This window comes from Paenibacillus sp. FSL R7-0331 (genome assembly GCF_000758645.1).
GTDB classification, from domain to species: domain Bacteria; phylum Bacillota; class Bacilli; order Paenibacillales; family Paenibacillaceae; genus Paenibacillus_AQ; species Paenibacillus_AQ camerounensis.
Map to the genome: position 1 here is coordinate 2,633,769 of NZ_CP009284.1, position 19,201 is coordinate 2,652,969.

A 19,201-nucleotide genomic window follows, 5' to 3' on the forward strand; every position below is an offset into this window, starting at 1 on the left:
TTAGACCCCAGCAATGCTGATGTGGTCTAAGGCTCTTCTGCAGATCTTTATTGCGGCTGGCGCGGCGGGAGCGGTCCCAGATACTGATAATACTGGCACTCAATCCGGCCGTTGTACAGCTTGCGGCGCTTGTCCGCTTTGCGGCCGTAGTATTGCTCGAATTCCTTATAGGGACTGATCGCGAAGAAGGACCAGGTCGGCAGATACAGCATCATCTCGCCAAACTGGCGGGTGAGCTTCTCTACTTCCTTATCATTACTGATCCGCTCACCGTAAGGAGGGTTCGTAATGATGCAGCCGTATTCGCCTTCCGGACGGGCTTTGGCGGCGGCCATATGCTTGAATGTGATCTCGCCGGCGAGACCTGCGCTTTTGGCAGCGGCTTCGGCAATTTCAATTGCCGCCGGGTCAATGTCGGTGCCGGTCAGCTGCAGCGGGTAATCATCGCGCACAGCATCAAAGGCCTCATCGCGGGCTTCCTCCCACAGGCGCTTCGGAATTTCCGGCCAGTGTTCGGACGGGAACGAACGCCGCAGTCCGGGCGCGATGTTCCAGGCGATCATCGCCGCCTCAATGAGAAGAGTTCCAGAGCCGCAGCAGGGATCGTATAGCGGACGGTGGCCATTCCAGCGGCTGAGCTGAATGAGGGCGGCTGCCATCGTTTCCTTCAGCGGGGCTTCGGTTGCCTGGCGGCGGTAACCGCGCTTATGCAGCGCAGGGCCGGTGGTATCCAGCGTAATCAGAGCAATGTCGTTCAGCAGAATGACTTCAACCACATAACGCGGGCCGTTCTCCGTGAACCACTCGGTGTGGTACGACTGCTTCAGCTTCTCAACAATCGCCTTCTTGACAATCCCCTGGCAGGCAGGTACGCTGGTAAGCTGGGATTTGTGGGACCTTCCCTCAACCGGGAACTCTCCGTTCTCAGGAATCCAGTCCTCCCAGCTGATGGCCTTGACGCCTTCAAACAGCTCGTCGAAGGTCCGGGCCGGGAACTGGCCCATTTTGATCAGGACCCGGTCAGAGGTGCGCAGCCAGAGGTTGCAGCGGCAGATATCGATAAGATCCCCGCTGAATAACACCCGGCCGTTCTCAATTGTGGTCTCATAACCCAGTTCATTTAATTCACGTGCCACTACAGCCTCCAGACCCATAGGGGCGGTGGCGATCAGTTGTAATTTACCCAATTGTGCTCAACTCCGTTTAGCTTGTAGATGGTGGCTCCCAGCCAGTACAATAAGGAAAGCAGACAGTCAAAGCGGGTTCTTATACCTTCTTCATTCCGTGCATGCCTACGCTTAGTAAGGCCTGGCCTAGCCAATCCTTTTAAGTATAGGGGAATGCGCGTGACTTCACAACATGATAAGGAGAATACATATGCTCAATCAGGAAGAATACAGTGAAATGTTGTACTCGGAAGACGAATTATTGCTTGAGGTAAAAAAAGCGATCCTTGCTAACGGCATGCCGGAGGTCTCTGTCGCTCCGGGATACGGGCGGCTGCTGTCGATGCTGGTCAGGCTGTCCCGCTCCACGCGCATTCTGGAGATCGGCGCGCTTGGCGGCTATAGCGGTATCTGCCTGTGCCGCGGATTTGCCTCCGGCGGACAGCTGACCTCCCTTGAGCTGAAGGCGGAATATGCGGAGCTGGCGCAGAGCCATCTAGCCAAAGCCGGCTTCGGTGAAGCAGTGGAATACAGAATCGGCCCTGCACTGGACAGCCTGAAGGAGCTGGAAGCGGAGGGCCGGACCTTTGATTTCTATTTTATCGATGCGGATAAGCTGAACTATCCGGACTATCTGGAATATGCGATCCGGCTTGCGGCGCCCGGGGCGATTATCGCCGGTGATAATATTTTTCTGCGCGGCCGCACGCTGAATCCGGAACGTAACGGCCCTGCAATTCAGGCGGTGCGGAGCTTCAATGAAAGGATCGCAAGTGATGAACGGCTGATCAGCACCCTGCTGCCGGCTTATGACGGACTGGCGCTGGCGATGGTGAAATAAGCATCCGGCGCACCATTAGCGGAACAGCTGGTGCCGGGTCGGCTTGTACAGCTTGAAGCGTACCCAGACGGTATTGATCAGCAGAAACCCGCCGGAGATGATGAATAAGCCCTCGATACCGATATAGCCGGACAAAAACCCGCCGATTACCGCCCCCAGCATATTGCCTAGGGCCAGCGTGCTGCTGTTGAAGCCGAAGGCCCTGCTCTCCTTGCCGTCAGGGGTGTAGGAGCGGATCAGTGCGTTCACACTCGGCAGCAGCCCGCCCATAAAGACTCCCATCAGGAAGCGTACAACAATTAATTGCCATACACTTGTCACAAAAGCCTGCGGAATCAGAAACAGCGCAGCCCCGATTAGCGCATACGTCAGAATGCGGTGGGCACCCACCTTATCGCTCAGCTTACCAAGCAGCGGTGAGGCAAGCATATTGGAAATACCGGTTACCGCGCTGACCATTCCCGCCCAGAAGGCGATATTGACAGCCGATCCGTGCAGCTTCTCTACATAGATCGGCAGCAGTGACATCGGGCTGATCATCGCGAACTGCAGCAGAAAGGTCACACCGAACAGCGCAGGCAGCTGCGGTACCTTAGCCAGCTCCTTAAATCCCTCCAGCACTGACGCCTGCGGCACCTTGGCCGCCTCCACACGGCTGAATTTTTCTTTTACCAGGAATAAAGCAAGCAGTGATGCTACAAACAGCAACGCACCTACGACGTAAAAAATCGGGCGGAAGCCGATCCAGTCAGCAAGCAGGCCGCCGATAAGCGGTCCCAGGATGGTTCCTGCTACCGAGCCGGACTGCATAAGGCCCATGGCAAATCCCATGCGGTGCTTGGGGGTTGTACCGGACACCAGAGCGATCGAAGCCGGATTGAAGCCGGATATCGTCCCGTTCAGCAGCCGGAGCAGCAGCAGCTGCATCGGGGTCTGGGCGAAGCCCATCAGCACGATGACGATCGCCATGCCGAAGCTGGAGCGCAGCAGCATGATTTTGCGGCCGTATTTGTCGGCGAGCTTACCCCACAGCGGCTGAAATATAAATGAGGTCAAAAAATTTGCGGCAAAAATGAGTCCGGCCCAGAGTCCGATTTCCCTGTCACCGACAACACCTAGATCCTTCGCGAGATAAAGGGACAGGAACGGGGTAATCATAGTCATACCGGCATTTACGAGAAATTGGCCAAACCAAAGCACCATGAGGTTGATCTTCCAGGTCTCCCGGTTCTTCAAAGTGCTTTCACTTCCTTTCGATAAATATTATGCGAAAAAATTCACGAAAAATTGACATTCTATCAGTATATCATATATTTTCCTCTCTCCGGTGCAACACTTGTCATAGTAATGTCATTGGATTGTCATTCCGTCCGGGTGAGAACGCTTGTTACCATCTTTTAAAAGGGGCATAATAAGTGATATGCGTGTGCAACTATCCTATCAAAAAACAATGGAGATCTTATCATGACCTACAATGACACTTTTATCCGCGCCTGCAGACAGCAGGAGACGGACCATGTTCCCGTATGGTACATGCGGCAAGCCGGCCGTTATGATCCCGAGTACCGTAAAATCAAGGAGAAATACTCGCTGCTGGAAATCTGCAGCCAGCCGGAGCTTGCGGCTGAAGTAACCTTGATGCCTGTGCGCAAGCTGGGTGTGGATGCGGCTATCCTGTATTCCGACATTATGAATCCGGTCGCTTCGCTTGGCGTGAATTTCGACATTGTGAAGAATATCGGTCCGGTGATCGAGAATCCGATCACCAGTGCTGCCGATGTAGACCGTCTGAAACCGATTGATGTAGAAGGCGATTTGGGCCATATTCTGAAAACAATCGCCATTCTGGACAAGGAGCTGGAGGTGCCGCTGATTACATTTGCCGGCGCACCGTTCACTATTGCCAGCTATTTAATTGAAGGCAGACCTTCAAAGAGCTATCACCGGACCAAAGAGATGATGTTCAGCCAGCCGCGTGTCTGGGAGCAGCTGATGGATAAGCTGGGCGATATGGTTATCACATATCTGCGTGCTCATGTAAAGAGCGGCGGCAAGGCGTTCCAGCTGTTTGACAGCTGGGTCGGGGCGCTGGCCCCGCGTGATTTCGAACGCTACGTATTGCCGACAATTACCCGTATTTTTGCCGAACTGTCGGATCTTAATGTGCCGAAGATTTATTTTCCCGGCGTAAGCTCCGGTGAGCTCCTGCCGAGCCTTAAGGACCTGAAGGCTGATGTAATCGGACTGGACTGGCGTGTAAGCCTTGCGGAAGGCAGACGCAGAACCGGAGGCGGATTTGCTGTTCAGGGCAACCTCGATCCTTATCTGCTGACTGCACCGATGGAGCTGCTTAAGGAGCGGGCCAAGGATCTGATCGACGAGGGGATAGAGCAGCCCGGATACATTTTTAACCTGGGGCACGGCTTATTTCCCGAGGCTTCGCTGGATACGCTAAGAGAGCTGACGGAATACATCCACGACTATTCGAAGCAGGCGCTGAAACAGGCGGCTAAGCCGCACAATTAACATAAGGAGCTGAATTCCATGACTGCAAAAATCGGTGTTCTAGTGATGTCGTACGGCACACCCGAAAGCCTGGAGCAGGTAGAGGCTTACTACACCCATATCCGGCGCGGGCATGCCCCTTCTGCTGAACAGCTCAAGGAGCTCAAAGACCGCTATGAAGCCATTGTCGGAGGCGTATTTCCGCTTAGAGAAAATACCGACCGGCAGGTTGAGGCGCTTCAGGAGACTTTGAACAAATCCGGCGGGGACGTAGAATATGTGTGCTATCAGGGACTGAAGCATGCCAGGCCTTTTATCGAAGACGGTGTGGAAGCAATGGTGCGAGACGGCATTAATCATGCAGTCGGTATCGTGCTGGCCCCGCATTATTCGGTTATGAGTGTTGGAACATACATTAAACGGGCAAAAGAAAAAGCAGAAGCCTGCGGAATCACCATAACCTTCGTGGAAAGCTATCATCTGCACCCTGAGCTGGTCGATGTGCTCAGCCGCCGGGTATCGGCAAAGCTCGACCAGTTCGAAGAGACCGGTGCGGCGCGCGGCGATGTGCGCGTGCTGTTCAGCGCACACAGCCTGCCTGAGCGGATTCTGGCAATGGGAGACCCTTACGTCGATCAGCTGCTTGCAACCTCGCAGGCTATTGCTGATAAGACGGGTGTAAGCAATTGGCAGTTCACCTGGCAGAGTGCCGGAAGAACGGCTGAGCCGTGGCTGGGTCCGGACATCCTTGATACCATGCGTGAGCTGGCCAAGAGTGAAGTGAAATATGTGCTGTCAGCTCCGATCGGATTCGTATCTGATCATCTGGAGGTGCTGTACGACCTGGACATCGAGGCCCAGGCGCTTGCCGCCGAGCTGGATATGCGCCTGATGCGCATTGAGTCGCTGAACAGTGATCCGGCATATATGTCTGTTCTCAGTGATGTGGTCCGCGCCAAAGCCGGCGAGCTGCAGGTGAATCAGCTATGACCGCACCACACCGTAAAGTAGTGATTATCGGCGGAGGCCTTAGCGGCCTCAGCGCCGCTTTTTATGTGCGCAAGTATTACCGGGAAGCAGGCGTCCAGCCTGACATTGTTCTTCTGGAGAAGGACAATGTTCTTGGCGGGAAGATCGAGACGCTGCAGCGTGAAGGCTTTGTCATCGAGAAAGGACCGGATTCGTTTCTGGCCCGCAAGACGGCAATGGTTGAGCTGGCCCGGGAGCTTAAGCTTGACCATGAGCTGGTGAGCACGAACCCTAACGCCAAGAAGACGTACATACTGCAAAAGGGCAAGCTGCACCCGATGCCGGCAGGACTGGTGCTTGGTATTCCGACTGAGCTGAAGCCGTTCCTGCAGAGCGGCCTGGTCTCCTTCGGCGGCAAGGTCCGGGCGATGCTTGATTTTGTACTTCCGCCTCGCCGCAGCCGGGAGGATGAATCACTGGGCGAGCTGATTGAGCGCCGCCTTGGGACAGAGGTGCTGGAGAATATGACCGAGCCGCTGCTGGCAGGTATTTATGCCGGCGATATGCGCAAGATCAGCCTCCAGGCGACGTTCCCGCAGTTCGGGGAGGTAGAGCGCAAGTATGGAAGCCTGATCCGGGGGATGACCACCGGCCGCAAGCCGGTGGAGACCCATACCGGCACCAAGAAGAGCGCCTTCCTTACCTTTAGGGGCGGCCTGCAGAGCCTTGTGCAGACGATGATCCGGGAGTTGCATGATGTAGAGCAGCGGACCGGAGCAGCGGCTGCGGCCATTAGCAAGAGCGGATTACAGGGTGCGCCGCGGTATATGGTGCACTTGGAAAGCGGCGAAGTTCTGCAGGCGGATGACATCTACGTTACCGTGCAGGATTTTGCCGCTGCAGGCTTACTCCGGCCGCATGTGGATGTATCACCGCTGGAGAACGTGAACTATGTATCTGTGGCAAATGTAGTTGTAGCGTTTGCCAAGAAAGACATCGTTACGGAATACGACGGCTCAGGCTTCCTGGTTCCCCGCAAGGAGGGCCGTAATATAACCGCCTGCACCTGGACCTCGACCAAGTGGCTGCATACCAGTCCGGACGATAAGGTACTGCTGCGCTGTTATGTCGGCCGCTCCGGGGATGAGCAGAATGTGGAGCTGCCGGACGACGCGCTTACAGAACTGGTGCTGAAGGATCTGCGGGAGATTATGGGCATAACCGCAAAGCCGCTGTTTACGGAAATCACCCGTCTCCGCCGCTCCATGCCGCAATATCCGGTCGGCCATCCGGCCCGGATTGCCGGCCTGCGCAGTGAGCTGGGGCAGAAGCTGCCGGGGGTATACGCCTTCGGGGCAGGCTATGATGCAATCGGCCTGCCGGACTGCATCAGGCAGGCTAAGGACACTGCCGGTGCTGCGGCTGCCGGCCTCGTGAAGCTGCCTGAGCCAGAGGCGGCGGCTGTAAAATAAGAACGAACGGTGAAGCTGGGGCTTCACCGTTTTTTTCTGCGGTTTGGGATACACAGGGCGCATTTGTATGATTTGGAGGGCAGCCTGCCAGATATGCTATAATAGAAACACTTTTACGAATAAAGGAGATTATTTGTATCCATGTATCCGTCGCGATCACAGAGCCGCAAGAAAGATGAAAACAAGAAAAAACGCCGGCGCAGAACAATTTGGGCATGGACTAATGTAAGTCTGTTATTGTTGATTACCGCCATGTTAACTTATTATTTTATTGGTGACCGCGGGAGCGGCATTGCTTCTGAGCCCCCGCCGGCTGAGAGTGCAGCCTCTGAAGCTCCTTCACCGTCACCGGCTGTTTCGGCCGCCCAGCCTTCACCAACGGCCCAGCCGCTGCCGACAGCTACTGTAACTCCGGAATCGACGCCGACTCCAACGCCGGAGGCTACGCCTGCACCTTCACCGTCTCCCACCGTGGAAGAGCCTTCACCAACACCGTCAGCAGACGGAATAGCGGAAGGCGCTGCACAGACAGGCGGCGGCCAGGGACAGGATGTCTCCGGCCTTCCTGAGAATGCTGCGGGGCAGACCGTTACCATGAACTTTGCCGGCGATGTCATCTTTGCGGGTAAGGTTGCCGAGCTGCTTCAGAAAAAGGGCTATGATTATTCCTACTCCGCACTGGACGGGATGTTCAAGAAGGACGATCTGACAGTTGTAAATCTTGAAACTCCGATTACGACTGGCGGGGTTGGCGCTGCTGATAAGCAATTTGTGTTCAAAGGCGCACCCGCAGCACTGGATGCACTCAAAGCGGCAGGTGTGGATGCGGTTAATCTGGCCAACAATCATACGCTGGATCAGGGAGAGCAGGGGCTGCTGGATACCCTGAGCCATCTTAGCTCACGGGGAATTCCTTACGTCGGAGCAGGCAGGAACAGCAAAGAAGCTTATACTGCACAGTATTTTGAACGCAATGGAATTAAGATAGCCCTTCTGGGTTTTACCCGGGTTATTCCCCGCAGTGACTGGACGGCCGGAGCCGCCAAACCGGGCTTAGCGGCGGTATACGACAGTACGGAAGCGCTCAAGACGATCTCAGCCGTAAAGAAAAAAGCGGATATCGTAGTTGTAGTCGTCCATTGGGGGAAAGAGCGGGTGGAGCAATATGACTCCACACAGCAGACTCTGGGACGCAGCTTCATTGATGCCGGAGCAGACCTGGTTATCGGCGGCCATCCGCACGTGCTTCAAGGGATTGAGCCTTATAAGGGCAAATGGATTGCCTACAGCACGGGTAACTTTATTTTTACCCGTTCCACAACCCCGGCTACCTGGGAAACGGCAGTCTTCCAGGCGGAGTGCAGTATTAAAGGCGAGTGCTCGCTGACGCTGCACCCGATGGATGCGGAGCTGGGACAGCCGGTGCCGATGAACGATGCCGACGGACAGCTGCTGCTAAGCAAGGTTCAATCCTTGTCGGCAGGCCTGGTCAGAATCGGCAGTGACGGGCGGGTTATCCAGGCAGGAAGATAATCTGCGTCCGGCTGATACAGCACAAGGATGATCTATATCCAGTCTTAACCCGAGTATGTGACAGGCCATTTCTTCAGCTGGAGGGATTGAAGATGATGAACAATAGTTGCGTAGCCCATCGCGGTTTTTCCGGCAAAGCACCGGAGAATACACTCGCTGCCGTACGTATGGCGCTTGCCCTTCCTTTTGTCAGCTGGATGGAAATTGATGTGCAGCTGACCAGGGACGGCGTGCCGGTCGTCATACATGACTTCACGCTCGACCGGACGACGAACGGGCACGGTAAGGTGAAGAATATGGATTTTGAGCCCATGCGGCGGCTGGATGCGGGGAGCTGGAAGGGGCGTGCTTTTCGCGGGGAGAAGGTGCCTTCGCTGGAAGAGGTGCTGGAGCTTGCCTCGGGGAGGCTGAAGCTGAATATTGAGTTGAAGACAAGCGGAGATATGTATCCGGGGCTGGAGAAGGCGGTTATTGATCTGGTCACCTCCAAGGGCATGCGGGGCGAGGTGGTCCTGACCTCCTTCGATGCAGGAGTACTGCAGCGGATTAAGGAACTCGATACGCGCTTCCGTACCGGACTGATCTATGACTCACGGCTGGGTGATCCTGCGCGCAAGGTGAAGGAGCTGGACTGCTCCTTTCTGTCAATCAGCTTTGCCAGGCTGAATCCGGGGCTGGCCCGGCTGATGTCGGAACGCGGGGTCAAGATGATGGCCTGGACGGTGGACAAGGCGAAGGAAATGCGCCGTCTGTCCGAGATGAATACTGATATTATGATCTGTACGAACCGTCCGGATATTTGGGGCGATACTTTTCTGAAAGCCTGACTCTGTCATCATATTAATAGGGAAGCGAGCTGAAGCTATAATGTGTGCTGATATTAATAATGTGTATTGTGTTGGTCGGAACTACAGATTGCATGCGGAGGAGCTCGGGAACAAGGTTCCTCAAGAGCCGCTGATTTTTTTGAAGCCGTCCCATGCTGCTGTAGCGCTGGATAAGGCGATCATCCATCTTCCCCAGAATGCCGGCCAGATTCACTATGAAGGTGAGCTGGTCCTGCGCATTGCCCGTGATTATGTCCCCGGCATGAGTGTGGAGGAGCTGGTGGATGTGATGGCGCTGGGTCTGGACTTCACCCTGCGTGATGTTCAGGAGGATCTGAAGAAGAAAGGGCTGCCCTGGACGGCGGCAAAAGGCTTCAAAAATGCGGCTCCGCTGACACCGTACATTGCTTTTCCTGAACAGGAGGAGCTGGACGCTACTGACTTTACTGTCCGTAAAAACGGGGCAGAGGTGCAGCGCGGCAACGTGAAGGATATGATTTTCCCGCTTCAGAAAATTGTTGATTTTATTGCAGCCAGATACGGGCTCGGCAAAAATGACCTGATCTTCACAGGGACACCGGCCGGGGTCGGACCCGTGGTTTCGGGTGATTCCTTCGAGCTGTTCTGGGGCGACAGGCTGCTGGGCACCTGCATCATCGGATAAAGGAGCTGGCCGGCAATGGTGTCTTGGATAATTGGCGCCTTGGGCGCTATGCTTGTGGCGGGAGCGGCATACCGCAGGCAATCACTCAGCTTCTCAGGGATGATCGCAGCCTTTGTGATGGGGACGGTTTATTTTGGGGCAGGCAATGCATTCTGGTTCGGCATTCTGCTGGTCTTTTTTATCTCATCAAGTCTCCTTTCCAGGCTGCACCACGAAAATAAAGCGGAGCTGGAGCTCACTTACGACAAAACAGGAACGAGGGATGCCGGGCAGGTCTTTGCCAATGGCGGGATGGGCATGCTGCTGGTATTGCTTAACGCGGTTTATCCGCTGGAGCTATGGGAGCTGCTCTTTATCGGCGTTATGGCCACGGTTACGTCCGACACCTGGGCGACAGAGATCGGCACGCTGGCCAAGCGGCCGCCGCGCTCTGTGCTGACCGGCAAGGTGCTGCCGGCCGGCACCTCAGGCGGCGTGTCGCTGCCGGGCACGCTGGCCGCCGCTGCCGGCGGAGTTCTGATTGGCGCAGCCTCCTGGCTGCTGCGGGCGGTCTCCGGCATGGAAGAGAGCTCCTTCCTGCTGCTGACGCTGGCAGGACTGCTGGGCGGGCTATTCGGCGCCTTCGCCGACTCGATCCTGGGGGCCACGGTACAGCGGATGAACCGCTGCAGCGTATGCGGCCGAGAGGTAGAGGCCTCGCGGCACTGCGGCCATCCTACAGTACATGCCAGAGGCTGGCGCTGGATGAATAATGATGCCGTCAACGCGCTTAGCACGCTGGCCGGCGGCGCTGCAGCCCTGCTGGTCTGCCTGCTCTGATATAGAACAGGCAGCAGAATGCTCCTTCACGGGGCAAAGAGATTACGATTTGGAGGTGGAACGGTTGGGCAGCACAGTAAGTCACAAGCATACAGCTATTCTCGATGCGGCTTATGAACTCTTCGGCTCAGGGGGCTTTTACGAGACGAAGATGTCCGAAGTGGCAGAGCGGGCGGGAATTGCCAAAGGTACCGTCTACTTATATTTTAAAAGCAAGGAAGAGCTGTTTCTGGCTGTTACACGCCGGGATTGCGAAGATTTCCTGGAGCAGCTGGAGATGAAGCTGAAAGGCTGCAGCAGCCTGCAGGACCAGCTCACCGTGATTGCCGGCCATCATCTGCTGTACTATTTTGAGCGTAAGCAGCATACCAAGCTGTTCTTCCGTGCGCCTAATAACCATCCTGAGCTGATGGCTTTTATGGCCCGTTTTATGGAGGACTATATGCATGCGGTAATGAAGGTTATGCAGGACAGCGGTGCTGAGGAGCCTGAGCTGCTGGCCGAATCCTATATCGGCACACTGGACAGGCTCAAAATGGATATTATGCTGCGTCCCGGGTTCACGGAGGAAGATGCGTGTAAACGGGCGGATTTTGCGGCAGGGCTGTTTATCCATGGAGCACTCGGCAGCCTGAAGGAAGTACAGGTACATACCATACCTGAAGAAGAGGAAGACAAAGCGTAATCCGCTATCAAACTATATAGCAAGTGAGGACAGAGCATGAATATTATGACAGTGGAGCATCTTTCCAAAAGCTACGGGGAGAAAGTCCTGTTCAAGGACGCATCTTTCGGGATGGATGACCGGGACAAAATTGGCGTTATCGGTGTGAACGGCACAGGCAAATCGACTTTTCTCAAAATTATTGCCGGTCTGGATACTGCGGACGAAGGGCAGATTGCTATCGGTAACGGTGTGCGGGTCCAGTATCTGGCGCAGAATCCGCCCTTTGAGCCGGGGAATACAGTGCTGCAGCAGGTGTTTGCCGGCGATGATCCGGATCTGCGGACTATGCGTGAATACATGGAGATTCTCTCCGGACTGGACAATAATCCGGGCAACGCTGAGCTTGAGGCCGCACTGGTACGGATTGGCCAAAAAATTGACGCGGCCGGGATCTGGCAGCTGGAAAGTGAAGCCAAAACAGTTCTTACCAAACTGGGTATTACCCAGTTTGATGCGCTGATAGAGACGCTCTCGGGCGGCCAGCGTAAGCGTGTTGCTCTTGCTGCGGCACTGATCACCCCGTCTGAGCTGCTTATTCTGGATGAGCCCACCAACCATATCGACACTGATTCTGTGGCCTGGCTGGAGCAATATCTGCAAAAACGGCGCGGAGCACTACTGATGATAACGCATGACCGCTACTTCCTGGAGCGTGTCGCGAGTGTGATGCTGGAGCTGGACGGCGGGCGGCTATACCGTTATGAAGCGAACTATTCGCGGTTTCTGGAGCTGAAGGCGGAGCGCGAGGAGCGCGAGGCGTCTGAAGAGCAGAAGCGCCGCAACCTGCTGAGAACCGAGCTGGCCTGGATCCGCCGCGGAGCCAAGGCACGCACAACGAAGCAAAAGGCGAGAATCGACCGGTTTGAAAAGCTCAAGGACAGCGTAGGCGGAAGTTCAGCAGGCTCCATGGACATTTCAGTGGCATCGACGCGTCTGGGGCGCAAGATTATTGAAATGAAGGATCTAACCAAAGTGCTGGACGGCCGTACCTTGATTAAGGACCTGACTTATATTGCTGTTCCGCAGGATAGAGTGGGTATTGTTGGTCCCAACGGCAGCGGCAAATCGACACTGCTTAATCTGATCGCCGGCAGGCTGCAGCCGGACAGCGGTGAGGTAGAGCTGGGCGCAACCGTTAAGCTGGGCTATTTCACCCAGGAGCATCAGGATATGGATGATACAATGCGGGTCATTGAATATGTAAAAGAAGAAGCGGAAATCGTCCGTACAGCGGACGGCAGCGTCATTACAGCCGGTCAGATGCTGGAACGCTTCCTGTTCCCGCCGGCGATGCAGTGGACACCGATAGCCAAGCTGTCCGGCGGAGAGAAAAGACGTCTCTATCTGCTGAGGGTGCTCATGGGCGCGCCTAACGTGCTGCTGCTGGACGAGCCGACGAATGATCTGGATATCGGAACGCTGGCGATTCTGGAAGACTATCTTGATGAATTCCCGGGTGTAGTTTTCACCGTATCGCATGACCGGTATTTCCTGGACCGCACCATTGATAAGCTGATCGCCTTCGAGAACGGCAAGATTCGTCTGCATGTCGGGGATTATACCGAGTATGAAGAATGGCTGGCCAAAAATGTGCCCGCCGGTAACGACGGAGCCGCCAAGCGAAGCGCAGTGCAGGAACCCGCTGCTGCGGCTGTTACAGCCCCGGTAAGGGAGAAGGTGAAATTCACCTTCAAGGAGCAGAAGGAATATGAGGCGATTGACGGGATGATTGAGCAGGCAGAGCAGCACCTGGTTGATCTCTCGGCGAAGATGGAGGCGGCCTTTGCCGATTCGGCAGCTCTTCAGGAGCTGGTTGAGCAGCAGAAGCAGGGTGAGGCTGAGCTGGAGCGGCTGATGGAGCGCTGGACCTATCTCAATGAGCTTGCAGAGCGGATCGCCGCTAAGTAGCTCAGGCCCGTGAAGGTAAAGCACTTTTGTATTACAGGAGGCGTCTAGCTTGGATACTAAGATGCAGGAAGCCATAGCACTGCGGGAGAACGGCCGGGCAGAAGAGGCGCGGGTGCTTCTCATGGATCTGCTGGCGGCAGAGAGCAAGGATGACGCGGCTGATGCCGGTGCCGATAGCATTATTAGCGGTTCCAATGCCGAGCTGCTGTACCAGCTGGCCTGGACCCATGATGTGCTTGGACTTGAGCGGGAGGCTGTTCCTTATTATGAGCGGAGTCTTGCCTTGGGACTGCCGCCGGAGCAGCGGGCGGGTGCTCTGCTTGGCCTCGGAAGCACCTGCCGGACGCTCGGCGACTACGCCCGGGCCAAAACCGTGCTGCAGCTGGGAGCTGATGAATTCCCTGAGCGTGCAGAGTTTCAGGCTTTTCTGGCGATGGCGCTGTACAATTTGGGAGAGCACAGCGATGGCATGGGCATTCTACTCAAGCTGCTTGCTGAGACATCGGAGAATCCGGGCATACAAGAGTACCGCAAAGCCATCTCATTTTATGCCGGCAAGCTGGATCAGATATGGCCTTAAATTGTACGTTAGTAGAACAAAAACAAGCTGTAACCGGTATCTCCGGCGACCAGCTTGTTTTTTTGTTTGCCGTGTAATGTTAACATCTGGATTGAGTAGTTTGAATTCGGCTGTGGGGGCTTTTGGCGTCATCAGCCTGTCCGGTATGCTGCTGCGTGTGGGGCATCAGCAGCTGATCAATGCCGTGCTTGGGGAAACGCGAGCTGGTCCATGACCTGTTACGTGCGGCGTCAGCTGTTTAATATCTTGTTGGGTGCAGTACTAGCTGATCAACCTGCTGCAGGAACACTCATACAGGAGAAGCAGACAGAGGGGAGTAACGGACTAAGGAGACCTTATATTTGCTGATACCGCTATACAGCCGGACTAACGGACCGGATTGCACATACGGATTCCAAAGTTAGCATTTTCGATGCAAACAGTCCAAGTATGGACACTGGAGTCCAGTGGCGTGTGAGAATTAGCATTTATTGTGGGGATAAGCAAAGTTCCGTCCGTTAGAGCAGGTCGATCCAAGACTGGTAAAATAATGTATAGCAATAGTCGATGGTTAAAGCTGAGTCAGTCCTTTACCCTATCTGCTGCCCGTTAGCATAGATATCTGTTATGACAAATCGTGTTCTGTGAATTTCTTATCTTACCGTAGCGCCACAGGATGCTACTCCGGAGCAAACTAAATGAAAGTTAAGTGGAAAAATGCCAACTAATTCCCGGTGAGCAGCAGGTTAGAGGAGTTTAGGTGGAAAAAGGCAAACTAATAATACCGTTTGTACCCCCAAACGGAGTTTTGGACAAGATTAACTGTCATTTTGACAACTAATCATTAAAAAACAAGAGAAACAGTAGAATTAAGTGCCAAAAATCGAACTAATTACAGCGGGCGTATAAAAAATGCAGGACCGGCAGTTTGGCTGCCAGATCCTGCATTGCAGCCGATAGTCCATCGACCTCAATCATTAACTTTAACCATTAATTTCAATTAATGAGTTTCAATGATTCACTTGTCTTATAGCCAACCCAAGTCAACCCAGACCAACTTAAGTCAACCCAACCCGCTACTTCCCGCCCGCCACCGCAATCATCTGCACCACCGGACGCGAGTCGCCGGTCAGTACCGCCTCATCGGCGTTCAGCTGCGAGGAGCCGTCGCCGTCGAGGAAGATGCCTTCCCGGCTGTCACCGGGAACAGTGTCCAGCACGGCCTGGCGGAACTCTTCCGCCGTGCTGAGCGTAGGCGTGACGATCAGCCACAGCTTCCCGTCACTGTCATAGACAAGCCCCGAGCGCATGCGCTGCTCATCTGCAAAGGGCAGGTGTTCGGCCTGGCTTGCGGCCTTCCACAGCTCCTCATGCTGCAGATTCATGCTGATGCCGCCCTGGGCCCAATAGCGGCCGCGGTCTGTGACCGTCAGCTCGTCTCCGGAGGAGACGGTCTGGACGGACAGCCTGCCGGCAGCACCATCCCACACCAGTGTGCCGCGGGCATACTTGGCGTTGAACCAGCCGGAGCCGTAGGCTCCCTTGTCCCCGTTAACGGGGACATCATTCATGATCGCCACAGACAGAAGGTCTGTGCCATAAAAGAAGCCGCCATTGATACCGTAGGCGGCAATCTGACGCAGCGGAAGGCCATCGGCCCGCAGGATAATATCCTCCGGCGCTACAGCCAGCATATGCAGCTGCACTTTGCCGGGGCTCTCCGCCTCAAGATACTCATAGTTATGCGGGAGTCCGCTGAAGGCCTCCTGCGCCGGCTTATCCGCCTTATTCAGCAGAACTGCCGCCAGCACAATCAGCAGCACCAGCAAAACCAGCAATGCTGAGCTAAGCTGCCAGCGCCTGTGCTGCCACAGCTGCCGCCATTTACGGCCTGCTGGTTCAGTTGGTGCCGACATAGGCGGCCAGCAGCTTGGCTGTATTCAGGACAGCCTGCTTATGTGTACGCTCCATGGAGTGCGAAGCATGCACGCCGGGGCCGATCAGTGCCGCGCGGATATTGTTGCCGCCGCGCAGTGCTGCGGATGCATCGGAGCCGTACTGCGGATAGATATCGACCGCAAAAGGTATAGCCAGGCTATTCGCCAGCTCGATCAGACGGCCGGTCATCGCATAGTCGTACGGGCCGGAGGAATCCTTGGCACAAATCGAGACATCCGTCTCCTTACAGCTCAGGTCATCGCCCATGGCGCCCATGTCTACTGCAATGAATTCACTGATGTCACCCGGAATCCAGGACGTACCGTGTCCAACCTCTTCGTAATTAGAGATTAGCAGGGCAAGGTTGTGCAGCGGCTTCCAGCCTTCGCGCTTGATGCTCTCCAGCAGGCCGAACAGCGCGGCTACACTGGCTTTGTCATCCAGGTGACGGGATTTGATGTACCCGCTCGGTGTAATAACCGCCCGGGCATCGAAGGAGATGAAGTCGCCGACGGAAATGCCGAGCTTGAGCACATCATCTTTAGTTGAAACCAATTCATCAATCCGCACTTCCATGTTTTCTTCGGCACGCTTGAAATCACGCGCATCGGCATAGACATGCACAGAAGGGTGGCTGGTCAGAATGGTCCCGGTATAAGTCAGACCGCTGCGGGTATGAATGACGCAATATTCATTTTCAATGCTGTTCATCGTAAAGCCGCCGACAGAGGTCAGGCGCAGTGTGCCGTTTGGTTTAATCGAGCGGACCATGGCTCCAAGCGTGTCCACATGGGCACTGATACCGATGGTACGCGAAGGGTCGAGGCCGGGTACGGTAAGAATAATGCCGCCTTTTTCGTTCCAGCTGAGCGGTACATTCAGCGCGGCAGCTTCCTCGGCGATCAGCGACATCACTTCGGCAGTAAAGCCGCTGGGGCTCGGGGTGTCGAGCAGTTTTTTCAGCAAGGATAGAATGTAGTCTTCATTAGGCTGAATTGTTAGCATAGGTTAAAATTCCTCCATCCGTCTTTTATGATAATGTAGCCGTTAATTAGAGAGTCTCGTCAGGCAGCGGTGTTAATGTGTCAAGCGAATGATCCGTGTCTCGCAGCTTGGACAGCTCGGCTGTAAGCGACTTAATCTGCTTTTGCAGCTTGTACTGGCGGAAAATCCCGTAGGAGCCGACAATAATACCGCCGATCAGGGCGCAGCCCAGAATAACCAGAATAAGCGGAATGCTGACCTGGTCGAAGCCGAAATTAACCTGTACCGGATCGACATTAATAACAGCGAACACAGCTGTAATCAGTGCAAAGATAAGCCCCAGAATAAGAGACCATTGAAATTTCATATCATAGTTACCCCCCATAGACGAGTTTGACAATATAAATCCCCTGCCTGGCAGCAGGCAAGGGATGACAGCTTGGTTAAGCGGATTTGTAAAGTCTTACTTGGTCAATTGCTCCATCTGCTCAATTACGCTTTCGAACACGCTCATCGCTTCGCGGATCGGCTCAGGAGTAGACATATCAACTCCGGCTTTGGCCAAAATGTTGATAGAATAATCGCTGCCGCCGCTCTTCAGGAAGCCGAGGTAACGGTCCACCGCCGGCTTGCCTTCCTCCAAAATCTGCTTGGAGAAGCTGGTTGCCGCTGAGAAGCCGGTAGCATACTTGTAGACGTAGAAGCTGTTATAGAAATGCGGAATCCGCGCCCACTCCATTTCAATGTCCTTATCCACTACCATATCTGCACCGTAATATTTCACGTTAAGATCATAGTAGACAGCAGACAGATCCTGCGGAGTCAGTGATTCACCCTCTTCAGCACGCTGGTGGATGATTTTTTCGAATTCAGCGAACATAGTCTGCCGGAATACTGTAGTGCGGAACTGGTCGGCATAGTAGGTCAGCAGGTACATTTTTTCCTTAGGATCTGTTGACTTGTTCAGCAGATAGTCCATCAGCAGCGCCTCATTGGTTGTGGAAGCTACTTCTGCCAGGAAAATGGTATACTGCGCATCACGGTATTTAAGCGCATTATCCGAATAGTAGGAATGCAGGGCATGCCCCATTTCGTGCGCCAAAGTGAACATGCTGTTCAGGTTATCATTATGGTTCAGCAGCACATAAGGGTGTGTGCCGTAGGCTCCCCAGCTGTATGCACCGGTGCGTTTGCTCTCATTCTCATAAATATCGATCCAGCCGTTGTCATAGCCTTCCTGCAGCACATTGAGGTAATCCCCGCCGAGCGGCTTCAGTCCTTCTTTGGTGATCTTTTTTGCTTCTTCAAAGGTAATATCCAGCTTGTATTCGTCCACCAGCGGCGCGAACAGGTCATACATATGTAGTTCATCAACGCCGAGCAGCTTCTGGCGCAGCTTCATATAGCGGTGCATCAGCGGCAGGCTCTCGTGAATCGTATCAATCAGGTTCGTATAAACTTCCTTTGGAATATTATCACCGTACAATGACATTTCCAGGACAGAAGGATACTTGCGCACCCGTGAGTAAAATACATTTTTGTTCACATTCGCACTGAGTGTAGCGGCGATGGTGTTCTTTTGCTTGGCATAGGTTTCATATACGGCTTTAAAAGCATTCTTGCGCACTTCGCGGTCCGGGCTTTCGAGGAACTGAATGTAGCTTCCGTGGGTCAGCTCGACTTCCTTGCCTTCCTCGTTCTTAATCTTCGGGAATTTAAGGTCAGCATTGTTCAGCATACTGAAAATATTCTGCGGAGCCTGCGAAATGTTGCCGACCTGGGCAAGCAGCGCTTCCTCTGCCTTGGTGAGAACGTGGGCCTTTTCCCGCTTCATTTCAGTCAGTGTAAAAGTGTACGCGGACAGGGAAGGGTCAGCGATGAACTGATCCAGCTTTTCTACAGGCAGGGACAGAATTTCAGGTGTTACAAAAGATAATGCTTCTCCGGCTTCTACACTAAGTTTCTTCGCCTTTTGGGTAAGGGCCTGGTAGGTTGGAGCCGCAGTATCTTCATCCTGGCGCATATGGGCATAGACGTAGAGCCGTTCGGTCAACTGTGACAGCTCATCATCCAGCTCAAAGCAGGCTTTGAGCTCATCGGCCGAATCCAGCTTGCCCTGGAAGGCGGAGGCTTTCTTGATCAGCGCTTTGACTTCGTTGTATTCCTTATCCCACTGATCCTGTGAGGCAAACATATCTTCAAGCTTCCAGCGGTTCTCGGCAGGCACTTCACTTCTCTTCAATAACGGGTCCATAGAAATCCTCCTTAAATGATGGGATATAGCCGGCA

Annotated in this window: 17 protein-coding genes; 11 read left to right on the forward strand and 6 right to left on the reverse strand. The window is 54.4% G+C overall.

Annotation, left to right across the window (positions count from 1 at the left end):
* Positions 1-47: 47 nt before the first annotated feature.
* Positions 48-1,187, reverse strand: a complete 1,140-nt coding sequence (locus R70331_RS10720) for a THUMP domain-containing class I SAM-dependent RNA methyltransferase (RefSeq protein ID WP_042175263.1) — start codon at positions 1,185-1,187, stop codon at positions 48-50.
* Positions 1,188-1,377: 190 nt separating this feature from the next.
* On the opposite strand from R70331_RS10720, the gene R70331_RS10725 reads away from it, so the two are divergent.
* A complete protein-coding gene (locus R70331_RS10725; RefSeq protein WP_042175266.1) occupies positions 1,378-2,007 on the forward strand; it encodes an O-methyltransferase in 630 nt (209 codons plus the stop codon).
* Positions 2,008-2,022: 15 nt separating this feature from the next.
* Here R70331_RS10725 and R70331_RS10730 read toward each other — a convergent pair whose 3' ends face one another.
* Entirely contained in the window at positions 2,023-3,243 is a 1,221-nt protein-coding gene (locus tag R70331_RS10730; RefSeq protein WP_042175268.1) for an MFS transporter, read from the reverse strand.
* Positions 3,244-3,471: 228 nt separating this feature from the next.
* On the opposite strand from R70331_RS10730, the gene hemE reads away from it, so the two are divergent.
* The 10 genes from hemE to R70331_RS10780 all read left to right on the forward strand — a co-directional run bounded on the left by hemE (position 3,472) and on the right by R70331_RS10780 (position 14,011).
* Positions 3,472-4,533 (forward strand): uroporphyrinogen decarboxylase, encoded by a 1,062-nt coding sequence (gene hemE, locus R70331_RS10735; RefSeq protein ID WP_042175271.1) that lies wholly within the window; start codon positions 3,472-3,474, stop codon positions 4,531-4,533.
* Between the two features lie 18 nt (positions 4,534-4,551).
* Positions 4,552-5,502, forward strand: coding sequence for a ferrochelatase (gene hemH / locus R70331_RS10740; protein WP_042175273.1), 951 nt, complete (start codon positions 4,552-4,554; stop codon positions 5,500-5,502).
* The gene (gene hemG / locus R70331_RS10745; protein WP_042175276.1) at positions 5,499-6,953 is read left to right on the forward strand and encodes a protoporphyrinogen oxidase; all 1,455 of its coding nucleotides are present in this window, start codon (positions 5,499-5,501) and stop codon (positions 6,951-6,953) included. Before hemH ends, hemG begins: the two co-directional genes overlap by 4 nt.
* Before the next feature lie 141 nt (positions 6,954-7,094).
* The gene (locus R70331_RS10750) at positions 7,095-8,486 is read left to right on the forward strand and encodes a CapA family protein (RefSeq protein WP_042175279.1); all 1,392 of its coding nucleotides are present in this window, start codon (positions 7,095-7,097) and stop codon (positions 8,484-8,486) included.
* A 95-nt stretch (positions 8,487-8,581) separates the two neighbouring features.
* Positions 8,582-9,313, forward strand: coding sequence for a glycerophosphodiester phosphodiesterase (locus R70331_RS10755; protein WP_042182478.1), 732 nt, complete (start codon positions 8,582-8,584; stop codon positions 9,311-9,313).
* A 40-nt stretch (positions 9,314-9,353) separates the two neighbouring features.
* Positions 9,354-9,977, forward strand: a complete 624-nt coding sequence (locus R70331_RS10760) for a fumarylacetoacetate hydrolase family protein (protein WP_042175281.1) — start codon at positions 9,354-9,356, stop codon at positions 9,975-9,977.
* Positions 9,978-9,995: 18 nt separating this feature from the next.
* Entirely contained in the window at positions 9,996-10,796 is an 801-nt protein-coding gene (locus tag R70331_RS10765) for a DUF92 domain-containing protein (RefSeq protein ID WP_042182481.1), read from the forward strand.
* Positions 10,797-10,860: 64 nt separating this feature from the next.
* Positions 10,861-11,481, forward strand: a complete 621-nt coding sequence (locus tag R70331_RS10770) for a TetR/AcrR family transcriptional regulator (protein ID WP_042175283.1) — start codon at positions 10,861-10,863, stop codon at positions 11,479-11,481.
* Positions 11,482-11,517: 36 nt separating this feature from the next.
* The gene (locus R70331_RS10775) at positions 11,518-13,431 is read left to right on the forward strand and encodes an ABC-F family ATP-binding cassette domain-containing protein (RefSeq protein ID WP_042175286.1); all 1,914 of its coding nucleotides are present in this window, start codon (positions 11,518-11,520) and stop codon (positions 13,429-13,431) included.
* A 61-nt stretch (positions 13,432-13,492) separates the two neighbouring features.
* Complete coding sequence (locus R70331_RS10780; RefSeq protein WP_042182483.1) at positions 13,493-14,011, forward strand: tetratricopeptide repeat protein; 519 nt, start codon at positions 13,493-13,495, stop codon at positions 14,009-14,011.
* Positions 14,012-15,066: 1,055 nt separating this feature from the next.
* Here R70331_RS10780 and R70331_RS10785 read toward each other — a convergent pair.
* The 4 genes from R70331_RS10785 to pepF all read right to left on the reverse strand — a co-directional run bounded on the left by R70331_RS10785 (position 15,067) and on the right by pepF (position 19,166).
* Complete coding sequence (locus R70331_RS10785) at positions 15,067-15,906, reverse strand: hypothetical protein (RefSeq protein WP_042175289.1); 840 nt, start codon at positions 15,904-15,906, stop codon at positions 15,067-15,069.
* The gene (locus R70331_RS10790; protein WP_042175291.1) at positions 15,890-16,933 is read right to left on the reverse strand and encodes a M42 family metallopeptidase; all 1,044 of its coding nucleotides are present in this window, start codon (positions 16,931-16,933) and stop codon (positions 15,890-15,892) included. The genes R70331_RS10785 and R70331_RS10790 overlap by 17 nt, the downstream gene beginning before the upstream one ends.
* 46 nt (positions 16,934-16,979) lie before the next feature.
* Entirely contained in the window at positions 16,980-17,279 is a 300-nt protein-coding gene (locus tag R70331_RS10795; RefSeq protein WP_042175293.1) for a LapA family protein, read from the reverse strand.
* A 96-nt stretch (positions 17,280-17,375) separates the two neighbouring features.
* Positions 17,376-19,166, reverse strand: coding sequence for an oligoendopeptidase F (gene pepF, locus R70331_RS10800; RefSeq protein ID WP_042182485.1), 1,791 nt, complete (start codon positions 19,164-19,166; stop codon positions 17,376-17,378).
* Between the last annotated feature and the right edge of the window lie 35 nt (positions 19,167-19,201).

What these genes read in the sequence shown, in the direction of transcription:
- hemH (WP_042175273.1), top strand. Translation starts at nt 4,552, where the DNA reads ATGACTGCAAAAATCGGTGTTCTAGTGATGTCGTACGGCACACCCGAA.
- R70331_RS10790 (WP_042175291.1), bottom strand. Translation starts at nt 16,933, where the DNA reads ATGCTAACAATTCAGCCTAATGAAGACTACATTCTATCCTTGCTGAAA.
- hemG (WP_042175276.1), top strand. Translation starts at nt 5,499, where the DNA reads ATGACCGCACCACACCGTAAAGTAGTGATTATCGGCGGAGGCCTTAGC.
- R70331_RS10750 (WP_042175279.1), top strand. Translation starts at nt 7,095, where the DNA reads ATGTATCCGTCGCGATCACAGAGCCGCAAGAAAGATGAAAACAAGAAA.
- R70331_RS10780 (WP_042182483.1), top strand. Translation starts at nt 13,493, where the DNA reads ATGCAGGAAGCCATAGCACTGCGGGAGAACGGCCGGGCAGAAGAGGCG.
- R70331_RS10795 (WP_042175293.1), bottom strand. Translation starts at nt 17,279, where the DNA reads ATGAAATTTCAATGGTCTCTTATTCTGGGGCTTATCTTTGCACTGATT.
- R70331_RS10760 (WP_042175281.1), top strand. Translation starts at nt 9,354, where the DNA reads ATGTGTGCTGATATTAATAATGTGTATTGTGTTGGTCGGAACTACAGA.
- R70331_RS10725 (WP_042175266.1), top strand. Translation starts at nt 1,378, where the DNA reads ATGCTCAATCAGGAAGAATACAGTGAAATGTTGTACTCGGAAGACGAA.
- hemE (WP_042175271.1), top strand. Translation starts at nt 3,472, where the DNA reads ATGACCTACAATGACACTTTTATCCGCGCCTGCAGACAGCAGGAGACG.
- R70331_RS10755 (WP_042182478.1), top strand. Translation starts at nt 8,582, where the DNA reads ATGAACAATAGTTGCGTAGCCCATCGCGGTTTTTCCGGCAAAGCACCG.
- R70331_RS10785 (WP_042175289.1), bottom strand. Translation starts at nt 15,906, where the DNA reads ATGTCGGCACCAACTGAACCAGCAGGCCGTAAATGGCGGCAGCTGTGG.
- pepF (WP_042182485.1), bottom strand. Translation starts at nt 19,166, where the DNA reads ATGGACCCGTTATTGAAGAGAAGTGAAGTGCCTGCCGAGAACCGCTGG.
- R70331_RS10775 (WP_042175286.1), top strand. Translation starts at nt 11,518, where the DNA reads ATGAATATTATGACAGTGGAGCATCTTTCCAAAAGCTACGGGGAGAAA.